This is a genomic window from Niallia sp. FSL W8-0177, assembly GCF_038006285.1.
In the GTDB taxonomy this organism is placed as follows: domain Bacteria; phylum Bacillota; class Bacilli; order Bacillales; family Cytobacillaceae; genus Niallia; species Niallia circulans_A.
In genome coordinates, this window is the sequence record NZ_JBBOUX010000001.1 from 4,329,169 (window position 1) to 4,351,490 (window position 22,322).

Consider the following 22,322-nt stretch of genomic DNA (forward strand, 5'->3'; position numbering starts at 1 on the left):
AAAATGAAATTAATAAAAAGTGGTGACTATAATGATTTTTGTCTTTGATATTGGAAATACAAATATAGTATTAGGTGTTTATGATAAAGAAGAATTAAGACATCATTGGAGAATTGAAACAAATCGTTATAAAACGGAAGATGAATATGGTATGATCATTAAATCCCTATTTGATCATGTTGATTTAACGTTTTCAGATATTGATGGAATAATTATTTCTTCTGTTGTTCCTCCAATTATGTTTTCTTTAGAAAGAATGTGTCAAAAGTATTTTCACTTAAAACCGTTAGTTGTTGGTCCAGGAACAAAAACGGGACTAAACATAAAATATGATAATCCTAAGGAAGTCGGAGCTGATCGAATTGTTAATGCAGTTGCGGCTATTCACGAATATGGAAGTCCATTGATTATTGTTGATTTCGGAACTGCTACAACATTTTGTTATATAAATGAGCAAAAGCAATACATGGGTGGAGCGATAGCGCCTGGTATTAACATTGCGACAGAGGCATTGTATTCAAAAGCAGCTAAATTACCGCGTATTGAAATTGCAAGGCCAGAAGGAGTAATTGGTAAAAATACTGTATCAGCTATGCAGTCAGGAATTCTTTTTGGGTATGTCGGCCAGGTAGAAGGCATTGTGAAAAGGATGAAGGCAGAAAGCAATGTACAGCCAAAGGTTATTGCTACAGGTGGATTAGCGAATCTTATTGCAAAAGAGTCAAATATTATTGATGAAATAGATCCGTTTCTTACTTTAAAGGGATTACAGCTTATTTATAAGAAGAATAAGGATACACTAAAATAAAATATGTTTAAACGGAAACTTTCATTCCGTTCATTAACTGATAGAAGATAAGGAGTAAACAATGAGCGATTATTTAGTAAAAGCATTAGCGTTTGATGGTGAAGTTCGTGCATATGCAGTAAGAAGTACAGAAACAGTAGGAGAAGGACAAAGAAGACATCATACTTGGCCAACAGCATCCGCTGCTTTAGGGAGATCATTAACAGCTACAGCAATGTTAGGAGCAATGCTAAAGGGTGATCAAAAGCTAACAGTGAAAATCGATGGCGGCGGTCCGATTGGTCTTATTCTAGTAGATGGGAATGCGAAAGGGGAAGTCCGCGGTTACGTTACTAACCCACAAGTACATTTCGATTTAAATGAACATGGAAAATTAGATGTTAGAAGAGCTGTTGGAACGGAGGGCACGCTATCGGTTGTAAAAGATATTGGAATGCGTGATTACTTCACTGGGCAGGTGCCAATTGTTTCTGGAGAGCTTGGAGAAGATTTTACTTATTACCTGTTTAATTCAGAACAGGTGCCTTCCTCTGTTGGCGTGGGTGTTTTAGTAAACCCAGATAACAGCATTTTAGCAGCTGGAGGCTTCATTATTCAATTAATGCCCGGAGCGAAGGATGAAACAATTACAAAGATTGAACAAAGATTAAGTGAAATTCCGCCTATTTCGAAATTAATTGAAAAAGGTTTAACGCCAGAAGAGCTTTTGGAAGAAATTTGTGGAAAAGATAATGTGAAGGTAATTGAGAATATGCCAATTTCCTTTACTTGCACATGTTCGAAAGAAAGATTTTCAAATGCAATTATTAGTTTAGGTCAAGCAGAAATTGAAGATATTATCAACACAGACGGTCAGGCAGAGGCGGAATGCCATTTTTGTAATGAGAAATATCTGTTTACAAAGGATGAGCTAGAAACATTATTAAAAGAAGCAAAATAGTTATAAGACACCTGCAGAATTGGGACTTACTATATCCCTTGCAGGTTTTTTTTATGTAGAATAGCTGAATAAGGAGTTTCTTTTTTTAGAATAAAGTGGAGATTAAGTGGTTTGGCTGATATGTCCTTGTGTTTATCCTCTTTGTCCCTGTTTAAGTATAAACTGCGATAGAAAGCAACTAAAGATTAATTTTTCGGAAAATACAAACATATCAATTGACAAACAAAAGGGTTATTTGGTAAATTAATATTATAAAACCAATTAAAATACTCGGAATAAAGATAAGGGGAGATAGAACATGTCAAGAATCGCAAATTCTGTAGTAGATCTTATCGGTGGCACACCCATTGTAAAATTAAATCGTTTAGTGGATGATTCAAGTGCAGATGTTTATTTAAAGTTAGAATACATGAATCCAGGAAGCAGTGTAAAAGATCGTATTGCGCTTGCGATGATTGAAGCTGCTGAAAAAAGCGGAGACTTAAAACCAGGCAGTACGATTATTGAACCAACAAGTGGAAATACTGGTATTGGCCTTGCAATGGTTGCTGCTGCAAAAGGTTATGGTGCGATTTTGGTTATGCCTGAAACGATGAGTATGGAACGTCGTCGACTTTTGAAAGCTTACGGTGCTGAATTAGTATTAACCCCTGGACCAGAGGGGATGGGTGGAGCTATTCGCAAAGCAGAAGAATTGGCAAAAGAGAATGGTTACTTTATTCCACAGCAATTTAAAAATATTTCAAATCCTGAAGTACATAGATTAACGACAGGGCCAGAAATTGTGGAGGCTTTTGGCGAGGGAGGTTTAGATGCATTTATTGCTGGTATCGGTACAGGTGGAACTATTACTGGTGCTGGGGAAGTGCTTAAAGAAAAATACAGCAATATCAAAATATATGCAGTAGAGCCTGCTGATTCTCCTGTACTGTCAGGTGGAAAACCAGGACCACATAAAATCCAAGGTATCGGTGCTGGATTTGTTCCGGAAATTTTAAATAGTGAAGTTTATGACGGTATTATTAAGGTTACAAATGAAGACGCTTTTGAATATGCTCGTCGTGCAGGGAAAGAAGAAGGCGTATTAGGTGGAATTTCTTCTGGTGCGGCTATTTACGCAGCATTACAAGTTGCAAAAGAGCTAGGAAAAGGTAAAAAAGTACTTGCAATTATCCCAAGTAATGGAGAACGTTACCTAAGCACACCTCTTTATCAATTTGATGAAGAATAAGCATAAAAATCAGCCTTGGAAATAGGCCTCCTTTGAAAAGGGGGCTTTTTGTTTTAGATTAAAAAACTCTTGTTATGCAGCTATCTGCCGAATAGGTGATTTTTTTGTATTTCTCTCTGTACATCTTGTATGATGAGAACAGATAAAATATAAGGAGCGAAGTCTGTTTGAAAAATTACAAAGTATATAGTAAGACTATTCCTCTTTCATATGACCAGTTTTTTAGGCGCTTTTTAACCATTGCTGAAGATAAGTCCCATTATGTTCTGTTAGAAAGTGGACGTGGTGGCAGATATAGTATTGGCGGAGTTTCACCTATAGTGAAAATGATAGGCCGAAGTAATGGTTTAGAAGTGATAGACGGAAAAGGAACTGTACGAATCGAAGGTAATCCCCTCCATTCTATAAAAGAAGTGATGAATAAGTATGTTGTAGAGACTAATCCAGATCTGCCAGATTTCCAAGGAGGAGCGATAGGATTTATTAGTTATGATTATATCCGTTATATTGAAAAAATCCCCAATCTGACGACAGATGATATGGAAATACCGGATGTGTTCTTTTTGTTATTCGAGGAATGGTTTACTTATGATCATAAAGAAAATAAATTATGGATATCAGCCTTATACGAAGAAAATCAGTTAGTGATGATTCAAGATAAAGTAGAAACCTATGCGCAAGGCTGGATGGATGAGGAGAAGGAAGAGACAGTTCAAAGCCATACAGAGAAATCGGTAGGATTAAAAGTATCGATGGCGGACAATGAATTTCAACAATCTGTCCGCAAGATTCAGAACTATATTTCTGAAGGAGATGTGTTTCAGGTTAACTTGTCTGTTCGGCAGGCTAAACCACTGCATGTGTCTGCGCTTGAAGTGTACCGGCAGCTAAGAGTTTTAAATCCTTCTCCTTATATGGGGTATTTTCATACACCTGAATTTCAGCTAGTTAGTGGATCACCAGAACTCCTAGTTAAAAAGAAAGGAAAGGAAGTAAGCACAAGACCTATAGCAGGAACAAGGTCCCGTGGGAGAGATGAAGCAGAGGATGTCGAGCTTGCTCGTGAATTAATCGAGAGTGAAAAGGAAAGAGCAGAGCATGTAATGCTAGTAGACCTTGAAAGAAATGATTTAGGAAGAGTATGTACATACGGAAGTGTTCAAGTAGACGAATTTATGGTAATAGAAAAGTATTCTCATGTTATGCATATTGTGAGCAATGTAAAAGGGCAGCTTGCGGACAATAAAGATGAGTATGATCTTATTAATAGTATGTTTCCTGGTGGAACCATTACGGGTGCGCCAAAGATAAGAACAATGGAAATTATTGAGGAACTAGAACCAGTGCGACGAGGCCCATATACCGGTTCATTAGGATGGATTGGTTTTAACCATGATATAGAATTGAATATTATGATCAGAACTATGTTGGTGAAGGAAAACCAAGCATATGTACAAGCAGGTGCGGGAATTGTAATTGATTCTATTCCTGCAAATGAATATAAAGAATCGATGAAAAAGGCCAGAGCGTTGTGGAATGCGAAAGAATTAGCAGAAGAGAAATTAGGTGATGGCAATTGATTTATATGATTGATAATTATGATTCCTTCACCTATAATCTAGTTCAATACTTAGGTTCATTAGGGCAGGAACTGCAAGTGAAAAGAAATGATGAGACTTCTATCGAGGAGATCAGAGGGGAAAAGCCGATGTACTTAATGGTTTCTCCTGGACCATGTACGCCTAATGATGCAGGTATTAGTTTGGAAGCGATTCGTACCTTTGCTGGTGAAATACCGATTTTTGGTGTGTGTCTTGGTCATCAAGCAATTGGGCAGGTTTTTGGAGGAGAGGTTGTGAAAGCTGCCAATTTAATGCATGGAAAGACATCCCTTATTTATCATGATAATCAAACCATTTTTCAGGGTTTACCTAATCCCTTCCCAGCTACGCGCTATCATTCACTGATTGTTAAAAAGGAATCATTGCCAAAGTGTTTAGAGATCTCTGCTTGGACGAAAGAAGGAGAGGTTATGGGGCTTAGACATAAAGAGCTTCCTGTCGAAGGAGTTCAGTTTCATCCAGAATCTATCATGACTAAGGCGGGAATGGAAATCTTACATAATTTTATCCAATTTTATCAAAAAGGAACTAAGTAGAAGATGTATATATATTTAAATGGTCAAATAATTCGTCAGGAAGAAGCGGTTATCTCTGTTTTTGACCATGGATTTATGTATGGCTTAGGCTTATTTGAAACATTGCGTATTTATGATGGACATCCTTTCTTATTAGATGATCATCTTAAACGATTAAATGATGGGTTATCGGAGTTGAATATAGAAAAATCTTTTGAGCGAGAAGATGCAGTATCCGTTATAAAAACATTACTCAGTAAAAATAACATAGAAAATGCCTATATTCGCTGGAATGTTTCAGCAGGAATTGGCATGATCGGACTGCAAACAGAGACGTATACACAACCAAATACGATTGTGTATATAAAACCTCTTCCAAAGGTAGTTGATATGGTTGAAAAAACAGGGCAAATAGTTACAGTTCCAAGGAATACACCAGAGGGATTCTTTCGCTTAAAATCCCATCATTATTTAAATAATATTCTTGCCAAGCGAGAGATTGGGCCAGAGCAGACTATGGAAGGAATCTTTTTGACGAAGGAAGGATATTTAGCAGAAGGTATTACCTCTAATATTTTCTGGGTTGTAGATGGAGAGCTCTATACTCCTAGCTTGCAGACAGGAATATTAAATGGCATCACAAGGCAATTTATTGTAAAACTTGCACAGGATCATGGGGTGGCTGTGAAAGAAGGCATTTTTTCACTAAATATTCTTGCACGTGCCAAAGAGGTATTTGCAACCAATTCCATTCAGGAAATTATCCCGATTAAAAGAATCGATAAGTATGAATATAAGGGAAAAGAGGGTCCTGTTGTTACAATGCTATATAAAGAATATAGAAAACATACTAGTCAATTATGGTCCGTAAAAGAGTTGGAGGGAATAAAGGAATGGTAAATAAAATTGTTTGTGGCCCATATACGTTAAACTATGAACAAAAAACAATCATCATGGGAATTTTAAATGTGAATCCTGATTCTTTTTCTGATGGAGGAAAATATAACAAAATGGATAGAGCTGTTAAGCGTGCGGTCCAGATGGTGGAGGATGGAGCAGATATTATTGATATAGGCGGGGAATCCACCAGACCAGGTTATACAGAAATATCAGTTGAGGAAGAATTAGAACGAGTTATTCCGATTATTGAACGATTAGCTAACGAAGTGAATGTTCCTTTATCGATTGATACATATAAAGGAGAAGTGGCGAGACAATCTTTACAGGCGGGTGCTCATATTATCAATGATATATGGGGAGCAAAAAGAGACCCTAATATGGCTGAGGTTGCAGCCGAGTTTCAAGCTCCTATTATTTTGATGCATAATAGAGATAATCTAAGTTATACTTCTTTTTTGGAAGATGTAGTGTCTGATTTGCGGGAAAGTATTGATATGGTAAAAAGAGCAGGAGTTTCTACCGAGAAAATCATTCTTGATCCAGGTATTGGATTTGCGAAAGATTTAAAGGGGAATTTGGACATGATGCGAGGATTAGATAAGCTTGTTGAAATGGGCTATCCTGTCTTGTTGGGAACCTCGAGGAAATCATTGATTGGCAATGTATTAAATTTACCTGTTAGCGAACGATTAGAAGGAACAGGTGCAACAATATGCTATGGCATTCAAAAAGGATGTCAGTTAATTCGTGTTCATGATGTGAAAGAAATGACAAGAATGGCACGTATGATGGATGCTTTAATGGGAAAGGGCGAATACAGTGGATAAAATAATATTAAACCAAATGGAATTCTATGGTTACCATGGTGTGTTTAAAGAAGAGACTAAGTTAGGTCAGCGTTTTATAGTGGATTTACAAGTAGATGTAGATTTAGCGAAAGCGGGAGCAACAGATGACTTACAGTATTCGGTTAATTATGGCCAGCTATTCTTAGATGTAAAGGAGATTGTGGAGGGGGAGCCATATAAATTGATTGAAGCAGTAGCAGAGAATATTGCAAAGAAACTATTGGAATCTTACTCTCTTATTGAAGGTTTAACTATTCGGATCATTAAGCCAGATCCCCCGATTCCGGGCCATTATAAATCAGTTGCGGTAGAAATCACAAGGAAGAGAAAAGAATGAATAAAGTTTATTTATCTTTAGGATCCAATATAGGAGATCGGTTAGAATATATACGTGAAGCTGTACAAATGCTACATAATCAGGAAGAGATAAAGGTGGTAAATATTTCATCTGTTTATGAGACGGATCCAGTAGGATATGAGGAGCAAGCACTATTTTTGAATATTGTCATACAGGTTGAAACTTCCTTAAATCCATTGTCTTTATTAGAACAATGCCAAAAGATTGAAAGTGAACTTGGAAGAAAAAGGATAATCAGATGGGGACCAAGAACAATAGACCTTGACATTTTATTGTATAATCAAGAAAATATAGTATCAGAGAAGCTAATTATTCCACATCCAAGAATAGAAGAAAGAGCATTTGTTTTAGTGCCGTTAATAGAAATTGCTCCAGACATAAAGTTACCAAATAAACCAATACTTTTAAAAGAAAGTTTGCAACTTTTGCGAGATAGAGAAGGAGTAAGGGTATGGAAACAACAGAAAAATGGGGAAGACGTATTCGCGCTTTTCGAAAGCTAAAAGGATATACACAGGAAGGTTTAGCAAAAGAGTTACTTGTTTCTGTTTCTATTTTAGGGGAGATTGAGCGAGGGAATCGGATGCCTTCAGAAGAAATGATCGATTCTATTGTAGGTGTGCTAAAGATAACGAGAGAAGAGTTAGATCCACATCAAAATAAATGAGCACGGTTCGTTAGGGAGGTAAAAGATTGTTTAAAATAGGAAATGTTGAAATTAGTAACCGTGTTGTACTTGCGCCAATGGCTGGTATTTCAAATTCTGCTTTTCGTCTAACAGTGAAGGAATTTGGAGCGGGTCTAGTTTGTGCGGAAATGATTAGTGATAAAGGGATTGTTTTGAAAAACAAGAAAACAATGAACATGCTCTATATTGATGAGCGTGAAAATCCAATGAGTTTACAGATTTTCGGCGGAGAAAAGGAAACGTTAGTAGAAGCGGCGCAATTTGTTGATCAGAATACCAATGCAGATATTATCGATATTAACATGGGATGTCCGGTACCTAAAATTACAAAATGTGATGCAGGAGCTAAGTGGTTGTTAGACCCGGATAAAATTTATGATATGGTCTCTGCTGTTGTAGACAATGTTCGTAAACCTGTAACGGTTAAAATGCGTATGGGCTGGGATGAAGACCATATATATGCAGTAAGAAATGCTCAAGCGGTTGAACGCGCAGGTGGAGCGGCAGTTGCCCTGCATGGCCGAACTCGTGTTCAGCTATATGAGGGAACTGCAAACTGGGATATTATTCGTGAAGTAAAACAAGCGATCAATATTCCTTTAATGGGGAATGGAGATGTAAATACACCCCAAGATGCGAAAAGAATGTTAGATGAAACTGGGTGTGATGGTGTTATGATTGGCAGAGCGGCGCTTGGAAATCCGTGGATGATTTATAGTACGGTTAAGTATTTAGAAACGGGTGAGTTAGTTAGTGACCCATCGGTTCGAGAAAAGATGGATGTATGCATATTGCACTTAGATCGGTTAATCCATTTAAAAGGGGAGTATGTAGCCGTTAGAGAAATGCGAAAACATGCTGCTTGGTATTTGAAAGGCATTAAAGGAAATGCAAAAACAAGAAGTGCTATTAATGAATGTGAGACTAGGGAACAATTAGTAACGATCTTGAATGCGTTGGTCTTGGAAGTAGAAGCAAGAGAACAATCTGGGATCGAAGTAGGTTAATTTTAAACGTAACTGTTTAAATTTCCTGTAATATGTGTAAAAATAAAGCTGTTGGACAAAAAATCTGACAGTTTTTTTTCTTTTTTAGTGTCTGTAATCGTGACATTGTGTAGAATAATAAAGTATGTATAAATTGAACGATTCCTTTTTTAGGTGATCATACATAAAAAGATGTTGGAGATGATTAAGCATGAGTCATGAAGAATTAAACTTAAATGACCAATTACTAGTTAGACGTAACAAAATGAATGAGTTGCGTGAACAAGGAATAGATCCGTTTGGTAAACGTTTTGATAGAACTCATTTATCTGAAGCTTTAAAAAAACAATATGAATCCCTAGAGAAAGAAGAACTAGAGGAAAAGAATATCTCTGTTTCTATTGCTGGAAGAGTAATGACAAAAAGAGGAAAAGGGAAAGCTGGATTTGCTCATATTCAAGATCTTGAAGGACAAATTCAACTGTATGTCCGTAAAGATAATGTAGGGGAAGAGCAATATGCAATTTTTAACTCTGTCGATTTAGGAGATATTGTTGGTGTTGAGGGTGTTTTATTTAAAACAAACGTAGGGGAGCTTTCGGTTAAAGTTCAAGATTTTACTTTACTTACAAAGGCTCTTCGTCCTTTACCTGATAAATTCCATGGTTTGAAAGATATTGAGCAACGTTATCGCCAACGTTACTTAGACTTAATTTCAAGTGAAGAAAGTAAGAATACCTTTATTCTGCGCAGTAAGATCATTCAATCTATGCGCCGTTATTTAGATAGCAATGGCTATTTAGAAGTAGAAACGCCAATGATGCATTCTATTGCAGGGGGAGCTTCTGCACGCCCGTTTATTACACATCATAACGCGTTAGACATGCCTTTATATATGCGTATCGCTATTGAGCTTCATTTAAAAAGATTGATAGTTGGTGGATTAGAAAAAGTATACGAAATTGGCCGCGTATTCCGTAATGAAGGAGTATCAACAAGGCATAATCCAGAATTTACGATGATCGAACTTTACGAAGCTTATGCTGATTATCGTGATATTATGAGTCTTACAGAAAACTTAGTTGCTCATATTGCACAAGAAATCCATGGTTCTACAACTGTGACATATGGAGACTACCAAGTTGATTTAAAACCAGAATGGACAAGACTTCATATGGTAGATGCAATTAAGGAATACACAGGAGTAGACTTCTGGCCAAAAATGACTGTAGAAGAGGCTAGAAGATTAGCGAAAGAAAATGATATTGAAATTAATGATAATATGACGTATGGCCATATTGTTAATGAGTTTTTTGAGCAAAGAGTAGAAGAAAAATTAATTCAACCTACTTTCATTTATGGTCATCCTTTAGAGATTTCGCCATTAGCGAAGAAAAATGAGGAAGATCCTCGTTTTACAGATCGTTTTGAACTATTCATAGTAGGAAGAGAGCACGCAAATGCCTTCACTGAATTAAATGATCCTATCGATCAACGTGAAAGATTTGAAGCACAATTAAAAGAGCGTGAACAAGGAAATGATGAAGCACACTTAATGGATGAGGATTTTGTAGAAGCATTAGAATATGGTATGCCTCCAACAGGTGGATTAGGTATTGGTATTGACCGACTAGTAATGCTGTTAACAAATTCTCCTTCCATTAGAGATGTATTATTATTCCCGTTAATGAGACATCGCTAAGTAGGATAAGACACCTTTTGAAGGTGTCTTATTTTTTATAATAGTAATGGTTGTTATAGAACTATATAGAAGAGGTAGTAAAGGGATAAGCATAATAGTATAAGGTTATCTGAAAAACCTATTTATCCCTTATTATATTATCTAAATAAAGAGAGAATACGCAGGTGAATAATAAGAATATTTTTTCTTTTAAAAAGTAGTTGCATAGAGAGTTAAACGGTGGTATATTAATATTCGTTGCTGAAATAAGTGACGATGAAACAAAAAAGAAATTCAAAAAAGTGTTGACATCGAAAACGACTTCTGGTAATATTAAAAAGTCGCCGATGACGACGATAAACTTGCTCTTTGAAAACTGAACAAACAAACGTCAACAATAATCGTTTTATAACTAGCGTTATAGAACAAAAAGTAACAAAAAGCTAGAGTTTAGCAATGAGCTAATCAACTCTTTATTGGAGAGTTTGATCCTGGCTCAGGACGAACGCTGGCGGCGTGCCTAATACATGCAAGTCGAGCGGACTTTAAAAGCTTGCTTTTAAAGTTAGCGGCGGACGGGTGAGTAACACGTGGGCAACCTGCCTGTAAGACTGGGATAACTTCGGGAAACCGGAGCTAATACCGGATAATCCTTTTCCTCTCATGAGGAAAAGCTGAAAGACGGTTTACGCTGTCACTTACAGATGGGCCCGCGGCGCATTAGCTAGTTGGTGAGGTAACGGCTCACCAAGGCGACGATGCGTAGCCGACCTGAGAGGGTGATCGGCCACACTGGGACTGAGACACGGCCCAGACTCCTACGGGAGGCAGCAGTAGGGAATCTTCCGCAATGGACGAAAGTCTGACGGAGCAACGCCGCGTGAGTGATGAAGGTTTTCGGATCGTAAAACTCTGTTGTTAGGGAAGAACAAGTACAAGAGTAACTGCTTGTACCTTGACGGTACCTAACCAGAAAGCCACGGCTAACTACGTGCCAGCAGCCGCGGTAATACGTAGGTGGCAAGCGTTGTCCGGAATTATTGGGCGTAAAGCGCGCGCAGGCGGTCCTTTAAGTCTGATGTGAAAGCCCACGGCTCAACCGTGGAGGGTCATTGGAAACTGGGGGACTTGAGTGCAGAAGAGAAGAGTGGAATTCCACGTGTAGCGGTGAAATGCGTAGAGATGTGGAGGAACACCAGTGGCGAAGGCGACTCTTTGGTCTGTAACTGACGCTGAGGCGCGAAAGCGTGGGGAGCAAACAGGATTAGATACCCTGGTAGTCCACGCCGTAAACGATGAGTGCTAAGTGTTAGAGGGTTTCCGCCCTTTAGTGCTGCAGCAAACGCATTAAGCACTCCGCCTGGGGAGTACGGCCGCAAGGCTGAAACTCAAAGGAATTGACGGGGGCCCGCACAAGCGGTGGAGCATGTGGTTTAATTCGAAGCAACGCGAAGAACCTTACCAGGTCTTGACATCCTCTGACACTCCTAGAGATAGGACGTTCCCCTTCGGGGGACAGAGTGACAGGTGGTGCATGGTTGTCGTCAGCTCGTGTCGTGAGATGTTGGGTTAAGTCCCGCAACGAGCGCAACCCTTGATCTTAGTTGCCAGCATTCAGTTGGGCACTCTAAGGTGACTGCCGGTGACAAACCGGAGGAAGGTGGGGATGACGTCAAATCATCATGCCCCTTATGACCTGGGCTACACACGTGCTACAATGGATGGTACAAAGGGCAGCAAAACCGCGAGGTCGAGCAAATCCCATAAAACCATTCTCAGTTCGGATTGTAGGCTGCAACTCGCCTACATGAAGCTGGAATCGCTAGTAATCGCGGATCAGCATGCCGCGGTGAATACGTTCCCGGGCCTTGTACACACCGCCCGTCACACCACGAGAGTTTGTAACACCCGAAGTCGGTGGGGTAACCTTTTGGAGCCAGCCGCCTAAGGTGGGATAGATGATTGGGGTGAAGTCGTAACAAGGTAGCCGTATCGGAAGGTGCGGCTGGATCACCTCCTTTCTAAGGAAAATGGAATTTACATTCCATCAAAGATTGTTGACGATTTGTTGTTCAGTTTTGAGGGAGCAATTAATTCCTCAAAACAGTAATAAGTTTGAGGGTAAAGAGAAACAAGTAGATCAAGGAAGCGAATGCGCGAGCACCGGAGCGTACGACAGTACGTGAGGAGCAGAGCGAAGAAGCTGACGAAGAGATGCGAAGTTTATCTTTAGCCGAAATTGTTCCTTGAAAACTAGATTATGAATAGTAAGAACCAAGAAAGAAACCGAGTAATCGCCATCTTAGATTCTCTATTTTAAATAGTAGAATTAAAAAAACTAAGGCTTTAAGCCAATTAGTTAAGTTAGAAAGGGCGCACGGTGGATGCCTTGGCACTAGGAGCCGATGAAGGACGGGATTAACACCGATATGCTTTGGGGAGCTGTAAGTAAGCTTTGATCCAGAGATTTCCGAATGGGGAAACCCTCTATCCGTAATGGGATAGAATCTTTACCTGAATACATAGGGTACTGAAGGCAGACCCGGGGAACTGAAACATCTAAGTACCCGGAGGAAGAGAAAGCAAACGCGATTCCCTGAGTAGCGGCGAGCGAAACGGGATTAGCCCAAACCAAGAGGCTTGCCTCTTGGGGTTGTAGGACACTCTATATGGAGTTACAAAGGAACGGGGTAGACGAATCGATCTGGAAAGGTCAGTCGTAGAAGGTAAAAACCCTGTAGTCGAAACTTCGTTCCCTCTTGAGTGTATCCTGAGTACGGCGGGACACGAGAAATCCCGTCGGAAGCAGGGAGGACCATCTCCCAAGGCTAAATACTCCCTAGTGACCGATAGTGAACCAGTACCGTGAGGGAAAGGTGAAAAGCACCCCGGAAGGGGAGTGAAATAGATCCTGAAACCGTGTGCCTACAAGTAGTTAGAGCCCTTTTATGGGTGATAGCGTGCCTTTTGTAGAATGAACCGGCGAGTTACGATTACATGCGAGGTTAAGTTGAAGAGACGGAGCCGCAGCGAAAGCGAGTCTGAATAGGGCGAAATAGTATGTGGTTGTAGACCCGAAACCAGGTGATCTACCCATGTCCAGGGTGAAGTCCAGGTAACACTGGATGGAGGCCCGAACCCACGCACGTTGAAAAGTGCGGGGATGAGGTGTGGGTAGCGGAGAAATTCCAATCGAACTTGGAGATAGCTGGTTCTCTCCGAAATAGCTTTAGGGCTAGCCTCAAGATTTAGAGTATTGGAGGTAGAGCACTGTTTGGACTAGGGGCCCCCATCGGGTTACCGAATTCAGACAAACTCCGAATGCCAAATACTTATTCTTGGGAGTCAGACTACGAGTGATAAGATCCGTGGTCAAGAGGGAAACAGCCCAGACCACCAGCTAAGGTCCCAAAGTATACGTTAAGTGGAAAAGGATGTGGAGTTGCTTAGACAACCAGGATGTTGGCTTAGAAGCAGCCACCATTTAAAGAGTGCGTAATAGCTCACTGGTCGAGTGACTCTGCGCCGAAAATGTACCGGGGCTAAACGTATCACCGAAGCTGTGGATTGACATCTTTGATGTCAGTGGTAGGAGAGCGTTCTAAGGGCGTTGAAGCTAGACCGTAAGGACTGGTGGAGCGCTTAGAAGTGAGAATGCCGGTATGAGTAGCGAAAGATGAGTGAGAATCTCATCCACCGAATGCCTAAGGTTTCCTGAGGAAGGCTCGTCCGCTCAGGGTTAGTCGGGACCTAAGCCGAGGCTGAAAAGCGTAGGCGATGGACAACAGGTTGATATTCCTGTACCACCTTTAAATCGTTTGAGCAATGGGGGGACGCAGGAGGATAGGGTAAGCGTGCTGTTGGATTAGCACGTCCAAGCAGTTAGGCTGGTAATGAGGCAAATCCCATTACCACATAAGCGGAGCTGTGACGGCGAGGGAAATATAGTACCGAAGTTCCTGATTCCACACTGCCAAGAAAAGCCTCTAGCGAGATTTAGGGTGCCCGTACCGCAAACCGACACAGGTAGGCGAGGAGAGAATCCTAAGGTGAGCGAGAGAACTCTCGTTAAGGAACTCGGCAAAATGACCCCGTAACTTCGGGAGAAGGGGTGCTCTTGCGGGTGCAAGCCTGCGAGAGCCGCAGTGAATAGGCCCAGGCGACTGTTTAGCAAAAACACAGGTCTCTGCGAAGCCGCAAGGCGAAGTATAGGGGCTGACACCTGCCCGGTGCTGGAAGGTTAAGAGGAGGGGTTAGCACGTTAGTGCGAAGCTCTGAATTGAAGCCCCAGTAAACGGCGGCCGTAACTATAACGGTCCTAAGGTAGCGAAATTCCTTGTCGGGTAAGTTCCGACCCGCACGAAAGGTGTAACGATCTGGGCACTGTCTCAACGAGAGACTCGGTGAAATTATAGTACCTGTGAAGATGCAGGTTACCCGCGACAGGACGGAAAGACCCCGTGGAGCTTTACTGCAGCCTGATATTGAATTTTGGTACAGCTTGTACAGGATAGGTAGGAGCCTTGGAAGCCGGAGCGCTAGCTTCGGTGGAGGCATTGGTGGGATACTACCCTGGCTGTATTGACATTCTAACCCGCACCCCTGATCGGGGTGGGAGACAGTGTCAGGTGGGCAGTTTGACTGGGGCGGTCGCCTCCTAAAAAGTAACGGAGGCGCCCAAAGGTTCCCTCAGAATGGTTGGAAATCATTCGTAGAGTGTAAAGGCACAAGGGAGCTTGACTGCGAGACCTACAAGTCGAGCAGGGACGAAAGTCGGGCTTAGTGATCCGGTGGTTCCGCATGGAAGGGCCATCGCTCAACGGATAAAAGCTACCCCGGGGATAACAGGCTTATCTCCCCCAAGAGTCCACATCGACGGGGAGGTTTGGCACCTCGATGTCGGCTCATCGCATCCTGGGGCTGTAGTCGGTCCCAAGGGTTGGGCTGTTCGCCCATTAAAGCGGTACGCGAGCTGGGTTCAGAACGTCGTGAGACAGTTCGGTCCCTATCCGTCGTGGGCGTAGGAAATTTGAGAGGAGCTGTCCTTAGTACGAGAGGACCGGGATGGACGCACCGCTGGTGTACCAGTTGTCTTGCCAAAGGCATCGCTGGGTAGCTATGTGCGGAAGGGATAAGTGCTGAAAGCATCTAAGCATGAAGCCCCCCTCAAGATGAGATTTCCCATAGCGCAAGCTAGTAAGATCCCTGAAAGATGATCAGGTTGATAGGTCAGAGGTGGAAGCATGGCGACATGTGGAGCTGACTGATACTAATAGATCGAGGACTTAACTAAAATAATCTTAGCGTAAGCTAAGAAAGATTACTTGTTCTTTCTTTTACTTCATAATCTAGTTTTGAGGGAATAACCTCAAAAATTAAATAGTCTGGTGGCGATAGCGAGAAGGTCACACCCGTTCCCATACCGAACACGGAAGTTAAGCTTCTCAGCGCCGATGGTAGTTGGGGGTTCTCCCCCTGTGAGAGTAGGACGTCGCCAGGCATTATATATGGAGGATTAGCTCAGCTGGGAGAGCATCTGCCTTACAAGCAGAGGGTCGGCGGTTCGATCCCGTCATCCTCCACCATTTATTATTGGACAAACTATATTACGCCGGTTTAGCTCAATTGGTAGAGCAACTGACTTGTAATCAGTAGGTTGGGGGTTCAAGTCCTCTAGCCGGCACCATTTTATGAGCCATTAGCTCAGTTGGTAGAGCATCTGACTTTTAATCAGAGGGTCGGAGGTTCGAATCCTCCATGGCTCATCTTATTTTTGTCTGCGGGTGTGGCGGAATTGGCAGACGCACTAGACTTAGGATCTAGCGCCGCAAGGCGTGGGGGTTCGACTCCCTTCACCCGCACCAATTTATTATCAATTAAATACATGCGGAAGTAGTTCAGTGGTAGAACACCACCTTGCCAAGGTGGGGGTCGCGGGTTCGAATCCCGTCTTCCGCTCCATAAAACAATGCCGGGGTGGCGGAACTGGCAGACGCACAGGACTTAAAATCCTGCGGTAGGTGACTACCGTACCGGTTCGATTCCGGTCCTCGGCACCATTGTTTTTTTATATAAATGCGCCCGTAGCTCAATTGGATAGAGCGTCTGACTACGGATCAGAAGGTTATGGGTTCGACTCCTTTCGGGCGCGCCATTATATTTCGGGAAGTAGCTCAGCTTGGTAGAGCACTTGGTTTGGGACCAAGGGGTCGCAGGTTCGAATCCTGTCTTCCCGACCATTATTCTCATTATACGGGGCCTTAGCTCAGCTGGGAGAGCGCCTGCCTTGCACGCAGGAGGTCAGCGGTTCGATCCCGCTAGGCTCCACCAAAAAAATATATTGACGGTTTGATATATAACTGTTATTATATAAAAGTTGCTTCTGATAGCAACAATAAATTGCTCTTTGAAAACTGAACAAACAAACGTCAACAATAATCGTTTTATAACTAGCGTTATAGAACAAAAAGTAACAAAAAGCTAGAGTTTAGCAATGAGCTAATCAACTCTTTATTGGAGAGTTTGATCCTGGCTCAGGACGAACGCTGGCGGCGTGCCTAATACATGCAAGTCGAGCGGACTTTAAAAGCTTGCTTTTAAAGTTAGCGGCGGACGGGTGAGTAACACGTGGGCAACCTGCCTGTAAGACTGGGATAACTTCGGGAAACCGGAGCTAATACCGGATAATCCTTTTCCTCTCATGAGGAAAAGCTGAAAGACGGTTTACGCTGTCACTTACAGATGGGCCCGCGGCGCATTAGCTAGTTGGTGAGGTAACGGCTCACCAAGGCGACGATGCGTAGCCGACCTGAGAGGGTGATCGGCCACACTGGGACTGAGACACGGCCCAGACTCCTACGGGAGGCAGCAGTAGGGAATCTTCCGCAATGGACGAAAGTCTGACGGAGCAACGCCGCGTGAGTGATGAAGGTTTTCGGATCGTAAAACTCTGTTGTTAGGGAAGAACAAGTACAAGAGTAACTGCTTGTACCTTGACGGTACCTAACCAGAAAGCCACGGCTAACTACGTGCCAGCAGCCGCGGTAATACGTAGGTGGCAAGCGTTGTCCGGAATTATTGGGCGTAAAGCGCGCGCAGGCGGTCCTTTAAGTCTGATGTGAAAGCCCACGGCTCAACCGTGGAGGGTCATTGGAAACTGGGGGACTTGAGTGCAGAAGAGAAGAGTGGAATTCCACGTGTAGCGGTGAAATGCGTAGAGATGTGGAGGAACACCAGTGGCGAAGGCGACTCTTTGGTCTGTAACTGACGCTGAGGCGCGAAAGCGTGGGGAGCAAACAGGATTAGATACCCTGGTAGTCCACGCCGTAAACGATGAGTGCTAAGTGTTAGAGGGTTTCCGCCCTTTAGTGCTGCAGCAAACGCATTAAGCACTCCGCCTGGGGAGTACGGCCGCAAGGCTGAAACTCAAAGGAATTGACGGGGGCCCGCACAAGCGGTGGAGCATGTGGTTTAATTCGAAGCAACGCGAAGAACCTTACCAGGTCTTGACATCCTCTGACACTCCTAGAGATAGGACGTTCCCCTTCGGGGGACAGAGTGACAGGTGGTGCATGGTTGTCGTCAGCTCGTGTCGTGAGATGTTGGGTTAAGTCCCGCAACGAGCGCAACCCTTGATCTTAGTTGCCAGCATTCAGTTGGGCACTCTAAGGTGACTGCCGGTGACAAACCGGAGGAAGGTGGGGATGACGTCAAATCATCATGCCCCTTATGACCTGGGCTACACACGTGCTACAATGGATGGTACAAAGGGCAGCAAAACCGCGAGGTCGAGCAAATCCCATAAAACCATTCTCAGTTCGGATTGTAGGCTGCAACTCGCCTACATGAAGCTGGAATCGCTAGTAATCGCGGATCAGCATGCCGCGGTGAATACGTTCCCGGGCCTTGTACACACCGCCCGTCACACCACGAGAGTTTGTAACACCCGAAGTCGGTGGGGTAACCTTTTGGAGCCAGCCGCCTAAGGTGGGATAGATGATTGGGGTGAAGTCGTAACAAGGTAGCCGTATCGGAAGGTGCGGCTGGATCACCTCCTTTCTAAGGAAAATGGAATTTACATTCCATCAAAGATTGTTGACGATTTGTTGTTCAGTTTTGAGGGAGCAATTAATTCCTCAAAACAGTAATAAGTTTGAGGGTAAAGAGAAACAAGTAGATCAAGGAAGCGAATGCGCGAGCACCGGAGCGTACGACAGTACGTGAGGAGCAGAGCGAAGAAGCTGACGAAGAGATGCGAAGTTTATCTTTAGCCGAAATTGTTCCTTGAAAACTAGATTATGAATAGTAAGAACCAAGAAAGAAACCGAGTAATCGCCATCTTAGATTCTCTATTTTAAATAGTAGAATTAAAAAAACTAAGGCTTTAAGCCAATTAGTTAAGTTAGAAAGGGCGCACGGTGGATGCCTTGGCACTAGGAGCCGATGAAGGACGGGATTAACACCGATATGCTTTGGGGAGCTGTAAGTAAGCTTTGATCCAGAGATTTCCGAATGGGGAAACCCTCTATCCGTAATGGGATAGAATCTTTACCTGAATACATAGGGTACTGAAGGCAGACCCGGGGAACTGAAACATCTAAGTACCCGGAGGAAGAGAAAGCAAACGCGATTCCCTGAGTAGCGGCGAGCGAAACGGGATTAGCCCAAACCAAGAGGCTTGCCTCTTGGGGTTGTAGGACACTCTATATGGAGTTACAAAGGAACGGGGTAGACGAATCGATCTGGAAAGGTCAGTCGTAGAAGGTAAAAACCCTGTAGTCGAAACTTCGTTCCCTCTTGAGTGTATCCTGAGTACGGCGGGACACGAGAAATCCCGTCGGAAGCAGGGAGGACCATCTCCCAAGGCTAAATACTCCCTAGTGACCGATAGTGAACCAGTACCGTGAGGGAAAGGTGAAAAGCACCCCGGAAGGGGAGTGAAATAGATCCTGAAACCGTGTGCCTACAAGTAGTTAGAGCCCTTTTATGGGTGATAGCGTGCCTTTTGTAGAATGAACCGGCGAGTTACGATTACATGCGAGGTTAAGTTGAAGAGACGGAGCCGCAGCGAAAGCGAGTCTGAATAGGGCGAAATAGTATGTGGTTGTAGACCCGAAACCAGGTGATCTACCCATGTCCAGGGTGAAGTCCAGGTAACACTGGATGGAGGCCCGAACCCACGCACGTTGAAAAGTGCGGGGATGAGGTGTGGGTAGCGGAGAAATTCCAATCGAACTTGGAGATAGCTGGTTCTCTCCGAAATAGCTTTAGGGCTAGCCTCAAGATTTAGAGTATTGGAGGTAGAGCACTGTTTGGACTAGGGGCCCCCATCGGGTTACCGAATTCAGACAAACTCCGAATGCCAAATACTTATTCTTGGGAGTCAGACTACGAGTGATAAGATCCGTGGTCAAGAGGGAAACAGCCCAGACCACCAGCTAAGGTCCCAAAGTATACGTTAAGTGGAAAAGGATGTGGAGTTGCTTAGACAACCAGGATGTTGGCTTAGAAGCAGCCACCATTTAAAGAGTGCGTAATAGCTCACTGGTCGAGTGACTCTGCGCCGAAAATGTACCGGGGCTAAACGTATCACCGAAGCTGTGGATTGACATCTTTGATGTCAGTGGTAGGAGAGCGTTCTAAGGGCGTTGAAGCTAGACCGTAAGGACTGGTGGAGCGCTTAGAAGTGAGAATGCCGGTATGAGTAGCGAAAGATGAGTGAGAATCTCATCCACCGAATGCCTAAGGTTTCCTGAGGAAGGCTCGTCCGCTCAGGGTTAGTCGGGACCTAAGCCGAGGCTGAAAAGCGTAGGCGATGGACAACAGGTTGATATTCCTGTACCACCTTTAAATCGTTTGAGCAATGGGGGGACGCAGGAGGATAGGGTAAGCGTGCTGTTGGATTAGCACGTCCAAGCAGTTAGGCTGGTAATGAGGCAAATCCCATTACCACATAAGCGGAGCTGTGACGGCGAGGGAAATATAGTACCGAAGTTCCTGATTCCACACTGCCAAGAAAAGCCTCTAGCGAGATTTAGGGTGCCCGTACCGCAAACCGACACAGGTAGGCGAGGAGAGAATCCTAAGGTGAGCGAGAGAACTCTCGTTAAGGAACTCGGCAAAATGACCCCGTAACTTCGGGAGAAGGGGTGCTCTTGCGGGTGCAAGCCTGCGAGAGCCGCAGTGAATAGGCCCAGGCGACTGTTTAGCAAAAACACAGGTCTCTGCGAAGCCGCAAGGCGAAGTATAGGGGCTGACACCTGCCCGGTGCTGGAAGGTTAAGAGGAGGGGTTAGCACGTTAGTGCGAAGCTCTGAATTGAAGCCCCAGTAAACGGCGGCCGTAACTATAACGGTCCTAAGGTAGCGAAATTCCTTGTCGGGTAAGTTCCGACCCGCACGAAAGGTGTAACGATCTGGGCACTGTCTCAACGAGAGACTCGGTGAAATTATAGTACCTGTGAAGATGCAGGTTACCCGCGACAGGACGGAAAGACCCCGTGGAGCTTTACTGCAGCCTGATATTGAATTTTGGTACAGCTTGTACAGGATAGGTAGGAGCCTTGGAAGCCGGAGCGCTAGCTTCGGTGGAGGCATTGGTGGGATACTACCCTGGCTGTATTGACATTCTAACCCGCACCCCTGATCGGGGTGGGAGACAGTGTCAGGTGGGCAGTTTGACTGGGGCGGTCGCCTCCTAAAAAGTAACGGAGGCGCCCAAAGGTTCCCTCAGAATGGTTGGAAATCATTCGTAGAGTGTAAAGGCACAAGGGAGCTTGACTGCGAGACCTACAAGTCGAGCAGGGACGAAAGTCGGGCTTAGTGATCCGGTGGTTCCGCATGGAAGGGCCATCGCTCAACGGATAAAAGCTACCCCGGGGATAACAGGCTTATCTCCCCCAAGAGTCCACATCGACGGGGAGGTTTGGCACCTCGATGTCGGCTCATCGCATCCTGGGGCTGTAGTCGGTCCCAAGGGTTGGGCTGTTCGCCCATTAAAGCGGTACGCGAGCTGGGTTCAGAACGTCGTGAGACAGTTCGGTCCCTATCCGTCGTGGGCGTAGGAAATTTGAGAGGAGCTGTCCTTAGTACGAGAGGACCGGGATGGACGCACCGCTGGTGTACCAGTTGTCTTGCCAAAGGCATCGCTGGGTAGCTATGTGCGGAAGGGATAAGTGCTGAAAGCATCTAAGCATGAAGCCCCCCTCAAGATGAGATTTCCCATAGCGCAAGCTAGTAAGATCCCTGAAAGATGATCAGGTTGATAGGTCAGAGGTGGAAGCATGGCGACATGTGGAGCTGACTGATACTAATAGATCGAGGACTTAACTAAAATGAAAAGCGGAAACGCCTGTTTATCGGCGTTGGAGCTGGACAATAATGATTACTCATTTCTTTCTTTTACTTCATAATCTAGTTTTGAGGGAATAACCTCAAAAATTAAATAGTCTGGTGGCGATAGCGAGAAGGTCACACCCGTTCCCATACCGAACACGGAAGTTAAGCTTCTCAGCGCCGATGGTAGTTGGGGGTTCTCCCCCTGTGAGAGTAGGACGTCGCCAGGCTGTCAAAAAGTTCTAAAAGCATTTAGCTTTTAGGGCTTTTTTTATTGTTTTTTTATCGATAAATAACTTTCTGCTAATTCCCCATACTATGCAAAAAACTCCTTCTTTTTTAATACATTAAAAGATATACATTACATAAATTCTTAAACTTGAAAATTGCAATAAATCAGACTATAGTTAATA

At 43.5% G+C, this 22,322-nt stretch carries 12 protein-coding genes, 9 tRNA genes and 6 rRNA genes; all 27 read left to right on the forward strand.

Annotation, left to right across the window (positions count from 1 at the left end; all coding sequences use genetic code 11):
- Positions 1 to 31 precede the first annotated feature (31 nt).
- The 27 genes from NST77_RS21025 to rrf (NST77_RS21155) all read left to right on the forward strand — a co-directional run bounded on the left by NST77_RS21025 (position 32) and on the right by rrf (NST77_RS21155) (position 22,139).
- A complete protein-coding gene (locus tag NST77_RS21025; RefSeq protein WP_163187701.1) occupies positions 32 to 808 on the forward strand; it encodes a type III pantothenate kinase in 777 nt (258 codons plus the stop codon).
- Between the two features lie 61 nt (positions 809 to 869).
- Positions 870 to 1,748 carry an Hsp33 family molecular chaperone HslO gene (gene hslO, locus NST77_RS21030; protein WP_095333941.1) on the forward strand — a complete coding sequence of 293 codons (879 nt, stop codon included), beginning with the start codon at positions 870 to 872 and terminating at the stop codon, positions 1,746 to 1,748.
- Between the two features lie 298 nt (positions 1,749 to 2,046).
- Positions 2,047 to 2,979, forward strand: coding sequence for a cysteine synthase A (gene cysK / locus NST77_RS21035; RefSeq protein ID WP_341123511.1), 933 nt, complete (start codon positions 2,047 to 2,049; stop codon positions 2,977 to 2,979).
- A gap of 167 nt (positions 2,980 to 3,146) precedes the next feature.
- Positions 3,147 to 4,559 (forward strand): anthranilate synthase component I family protein, encoded by a 1,413-nt coding sequence (locus NST77_RS21040; protein ID WP_095333937.1) that lies wholly within the window; start codon positions 3,147 to 3,149, stop codon positions 4,557 to 4,559.
- Positions 4,556 to 5,137 carry an aminodeoxychorismate/anthranilate synthase component II gene (gene pabA, locus NST77_RS21045; protein WP_095333935.1) on the forward strand — a complete coding sequence of 194 codons (582 nt, stop codon included), beginning with the start codon at positions 4,556 to 4,558 and terminating at the stop codon, positions 5,135 to 5,137. Before NST77_RS21040 ends, pabA begins: the two co-directional genes overlap by 4 nt.
- Positions 5,138 to 5,140: 3 nt before the next feature.
- Entirely contained in the window at positions 5,141 to 6,016 is an 876-nt protein-coding gene (gene pabC, locus NST77_RS21050; RefSeq protein ID WP_095333933.1) for an aminodeoxychorismate lyase, read from the forward strand.
- Complete coding sequence (gene folP / locus NST77_RS21055) at positions 6,010 to 6,843, forward strand: dihydropteroate synthase (protein ID WP_095333931.1); 834 nt, start codon at positions 6,010 to 6,012, stop codon at positions 6,841 to 6,843. Before pabC ends, folP begins: the two co-directional genes overlap by 7 nt.
- Positions 6,836 to 7,201: a dihydroneopterin aldolase gene (folB, locus tag NST77_RS21060; protein WP_341123512.1), complete on the forward strand. Its 366-nt coding sequence runs from the start codon at positions 6,836 to 6,838 to the stop codon at positions 7,199 to 7,201. The genes folP and folB overlap by 8 nt, the downstream gene beginning before the upstream one ends.
- Positions 7,198 to 7,725 (forward strand): 2-amino-4-hydroxy-6-hydroxymethyldihydropteridine diphosphokinase, encoded by a 528-nt coding sequence (gene folK, locus NST77_RS21065; RefSeq protein WP_095333927.1) that lies wholly within the window; start codon positions 7,198 to 7,200, stop codon positions 7,723 to 7,725. The genes folB and folK overlap by 4 nt, the downstream gene beginning before the upstream one ends.
- Entirely contained in the window at positions 7,674 to 7,889 is a 216-nt protein-coding gene (locus tag NST77_RS21070; RefSeq protein ID WP_095333925.1) for a helix-turn-helix domain-containing protein, read from the forward strand. The genes folK and NST77_RS21070 overlap by 52 nt, the downstream gene beginning before the upstream one ends.
- A gap of 26 nt (positions 7,890 to 7,915) precedes the next feature.
- Entirely contained in the window at positions 7,916 to 8,917 is a 1,002-nt protein-coding gene (dusB, locus tag NST77_RS21075) for a tRNA dihydrouridine synthase DusB (RefSeq protein WP_095333923.1), read from the forward strand.
- A gap of 190 nt (positions 8,918 to 9,107) precedes the next feature.
- Positions 9,108 to 10,598, forward strand: a complete 1,491-nt coding sequence (lysS, locus tag NST77_RS21080) for a lysine--tRNA ligase (RefSeq protein WP_095333921.1) — start codon at positions 9,108 to 9,110, stop codon at positions 10,596 to 10,598.
- Positions 10,599 to 11,050: 452 nt separating this feature from the next.
- Positions 11,051 to 12,598 (forward strand): 16S ribosomal RNA (locus NST77_RS21085).
- Positions 12,599 to 12,934: 336 nt separating this feature from the next.
- Positions 12,935 to 15,870 (forward strand): 23S ribosomal RNA (locus NST77_RS21090).
- 90 nt (positions 15,871 to 15,960) lie between these two features.
- Positions 15,961 to 16,077: ribosomal RNA gene (rrf, locus tag NST77_RS21095) — 5S ribosomal RNA — on the forward strand.
- 9 nt (positions 16,078 to 16,086) lie between these two features.
- Positions 16,087 to 16,162: transfer RNA gene (locus NST77_RS21100), tRNA-Val, on the forward strand.
- 25 nt (positions 16,163 to 16,187) lie between these two features.
- Positions 16,188 to 16,263: transfer RNA gene (locus NST77_RS21105), tRNA-Thr, on the forward strand.
- A gap of 6 nt (positions 16,264 to 16,269) precedes the next feature.
- A tRNA-Lys gene (locus tag NST77_RS21110) sits at positions 16,270 to 16,342 on the forward strand.
- A gap of 14 nt (positions 16,343 to 16,356) precedes the next feature.
- A tRNA-Leu gene (locus NST77_RS21115) sits at positions 16,357 to 16,441 on the forward strand.
- A gap of 22 nt (positions 16,442 to 16,463) precedes the next feature.
- Positions 16,464 to 16,538 (forward strand) — tRNA-Gly (locus NST77_RS21120).
- A gap of 9 nt (positions 16,539 to 16,547) precedes the next feature.
- A tRNA-Leu gene (locus NST77_RS21125) sits at positions 16,548 to 16,636 on the forward strand.
- A gap of 18 nt (positions 16,637 to 16,654) precedes the next feature.
- Positions 16,655 to 16,731: transfer RNA gene (locus tag NST77_RS21130), tRNA-Arg, on the forward strand.
- An 8-nt stretch (positions 16,732 to 16,739) separates the two neighbouring features.
- A tRNA-Pro gene (locus NST77_RS21135) sits at positions 16,740 to 16,816 on the forward strand.
- A gap of 15 nt (positions 16,817 to 16,831) precedes the next feature.
- A tRNA-Ala gene (locus NST77_RS21140) sits at positions 16,832 to 16,907 on the forward strand.
- 180 nt (positions 16,908 to 17,087) lie between these two features.
- Positions 17,088 to 18,635 (forward strand): 16S ribosomal RNA (locus NST77_RS21145).
- Between the two features lie 336 nt (positions 18,636 to 18,971).
- Positions 18,972 to 21,907 (forward strand): 23S ribosomal RNA (locus NST77_RS21150).
- 115 nt (positions 21,908 to 22,022) lie between these two features.
- A 5S ribosomal RNA gene (gene rrf, locus NST77_RS21155) occupies positions 22,023 to 22,139 on the forward strand.
- Together the 16S, 23S and 5S rRNA genes with 9 tRNA genes alongside form the textbook arrangement of a ribosomal RNA operon.
- The last annotated feature ends 183 nt before the right edge of the window (positions 22,140 to 22,322 follow it).